Consider the following 2,393-nt stretch of genomic DNA (forward strand, 5'->3'; position numbering starts at 1 on the left):
ATCTCGCCCTGCTCGCGCACGGATTGGTGCACGGTGGTCAGGTCGGTGAGTGCGGCGAGCGGATGGTCGTCGATTCCGACGACGGAGACGTCCTCAGGAATGCGCAGGCCTCGGCGGCGCAGTGTTCGGATCGCTCCGAGGGCGAGTTCGTCGCTGTGCGCGAAGACGGCGGTCGGAGCCGATTCCGGGGTGGCGTCGAGGATGTCGGCCATCGCCTCTGCGGCGTTGAGGCCGCCCCAGTCGACGTCGCGGACGAGGCAGTGGTCCACAGCGATGCCCGCTCCGGTCAGTGCGTCGACATACGCCTCCGATCGACCGGAGCGTGCCGGCCACCCGGGCTGATCGGGGTCGTGGGCGGCGATCATGGCGATCCGCCGGTGTCCTGATTCCAGGAGGTGGTCGACGGCGAGCCGCCCGGCGTGGTAGTCGTCGATGCAGACATAGGGGTAGTCGGCGCTCTGGCCGCCGGCGGCGACGATACCGACGCCCATCAGTGCGAGCCGTTCGCGCTCGCGTTGATCCACCGGGAACGCGACCACCACCACGGCGTCGACCTTCCGGCGGGCGGGTAACCGGGTGAAGAAGTCCTGGCGATCCTCGGGGCCACCGACCTGGTACAGCAACAGGTCGAAGTTCGCTGATGCGAGCACCGTCTCGATTCCATTGACCATCTCGCCGAAAAACCAGCGCTCGATATGGGGAACGACCAACGCCACCCGTCGGGTCCGCCCGCCGGCCAGGCGGACCGCGTCCGGGGAGACCACGTAGTCGAGGCGACGGGCGATGGCTAGGACCTTCTCTCTCGTGGCCGCGGAAACCCCGTACGAGTCGTTGAGAGCGCGGGAGGCGGTCGTCAGCGAGACGCCGGCTTCCCGGGCGACGTCGCTGAGACTCAAAGAACCAGGTTGATCGGGCACGAGGCGATGGTAGCCCGACCGACCTTGATTTCGGAAGCGCTTCCGACATATGCTTCGGAAGCGCTTCCGAATTGTGATGCGCGTCTCAATGCGGAGGAGCTATGGACTCACACCACTCGAACCGGGGCCGGTGGGCGCGCAGGTTCGCCGCGGTCGCCGGAGCCGCGATCCTGCCGACGGCGGTGGCCTGCGCGCCGCCGGGCAGCGGCTACACCACGACAGCCCCGACGGAGCCGGTAGCGGTGAGCACGGATCTCGGTACCGACCCGATCGAGTTGACCCTGTACGACGGGGCGGGGCTGAAGAAGATCGACGAGGCGTTGATCGCGGCGTTCACCGAGCGCCACCCGAACGTGACCATCACCGCGCGCTATGACCCGGACGAGGTTCAGGCGGTCAACGCGCCCCGGGTGCTCGCCTCGGACAACCCGCCGGACATCGCACGGATCATCGCGCTGCCGGCGGCGGTGGCCAACCGCCAGCTCACCGCACTCGATCCGTGGGCCGAGGCCTACGGCTGGAACGAGCTACCGGAAGGGCAGATGGCCATGTACCGGGTCGATGACGCCGGGGTCCGGGGCACCGGCCCGCAGTACACGATGGCCAGCGGATTCACCCTGACCGGTCTCTACTACAACAAGGAGCTCGCGACCCGAATCGGAATGACCTCACCGCCCACCACCGTCGAAGAATTCGAGCAGGCACTCGCGGCGGCGAAGACCACCGGACTGGTCCCGATCATGGCCGGCAACAAGAGCGCGCAGGTCACCTTCCTGGTCCAGATGATGCTGAACGCATCATTGGGGCGCGACGCGGTCAACGACTGGGTCTTCAACGCTCCCGGTGCCACACTCGACACCCCCGCCGGCGTCGACGCGGCCGCGGTCGTGGCCGACTGGGCGACGAAAGGCTACTTCCCCCAGGACACCAACGGCACCGACGCCACCACCGCCGCAAGCCGGTTCGCCGAGGGCGAGGCACTGTTCTACGCCTCCGGCAACTGGGACGCCGCGACCCTGCAGACCAAGATGGGCGGCAACGTCGGCTTCGTTCTCCCACCGGCACCGGCGGGGGGACCCGTGCTGGCCATGTCGGATCCGGTGTCCAACTTCGCGATCCCCTCGGGCTCGGACGACAAGAACGCCGCCGCGGCCTTYTTGGACTTCCTCCGCTCCGAGGCCGGCCGGCAGGTCGCGGTCGACGCCGGTTTCGCCCCCTCCGGCACCGGCGAGGTCCCGGCCACCGCACCCGGATCGGTGGGCGCCCAAATCCAGRCAGCCTTCAGCAGGCTGGTCGCCTCCGACGGTCAGGTCCAGTTCGTCCAGAACGCCACCAACGGCATGTCCGGCACCTGGTTACCGCAGGTCCAGATGCTCGCCGCCGGCCGGACGACGCCCGCCGAGATGATGAGCGCCGTCCAATCCGCCTACGAGCAGGACCTTCTCCGATGACCTCCACCGCGCACACCCCCCAGAC

General features: G+C 68.5%; 2 protein-coding genes. One reads left to right on the plus strand and one right to left on the minus strand.

Annotation, left to right across the window (positions count from 1 at the left end; translation table 11 throughout):
- Positions 1–896, minus strand: an 896-nt coding sequence (locus AC1D1G_RS44275; protein ID WP_477956835.1) for a LacI family DNA-binding transcriptional regulator, incomplete at its 3' end; no start/stop codon positions are given.
- A 122-nt stretch (positions 897–1,018) separates the two neighbouring features.
- Here AC1D1G_RS44275 and AC1D1G_RS44280 point away from each other — a divergent pair.
- Complete coding sequence (locus tag AC1D1G_RS44280) at positions 1,019–2,368, plus strand: ABC transporter substrate-binding protein (RefSeq protein WP_477956836.1); 1,350 nt, start codon at positions 1,019–1,021, stop codon at positions 2,366–2,368.
- The last annotated feature ends 25 nt before the right edge of the window (positions 2,369–2,393 follow it).

The organism is Rhodococcus sp. P3_B8 (assembly GCF_056402775.1).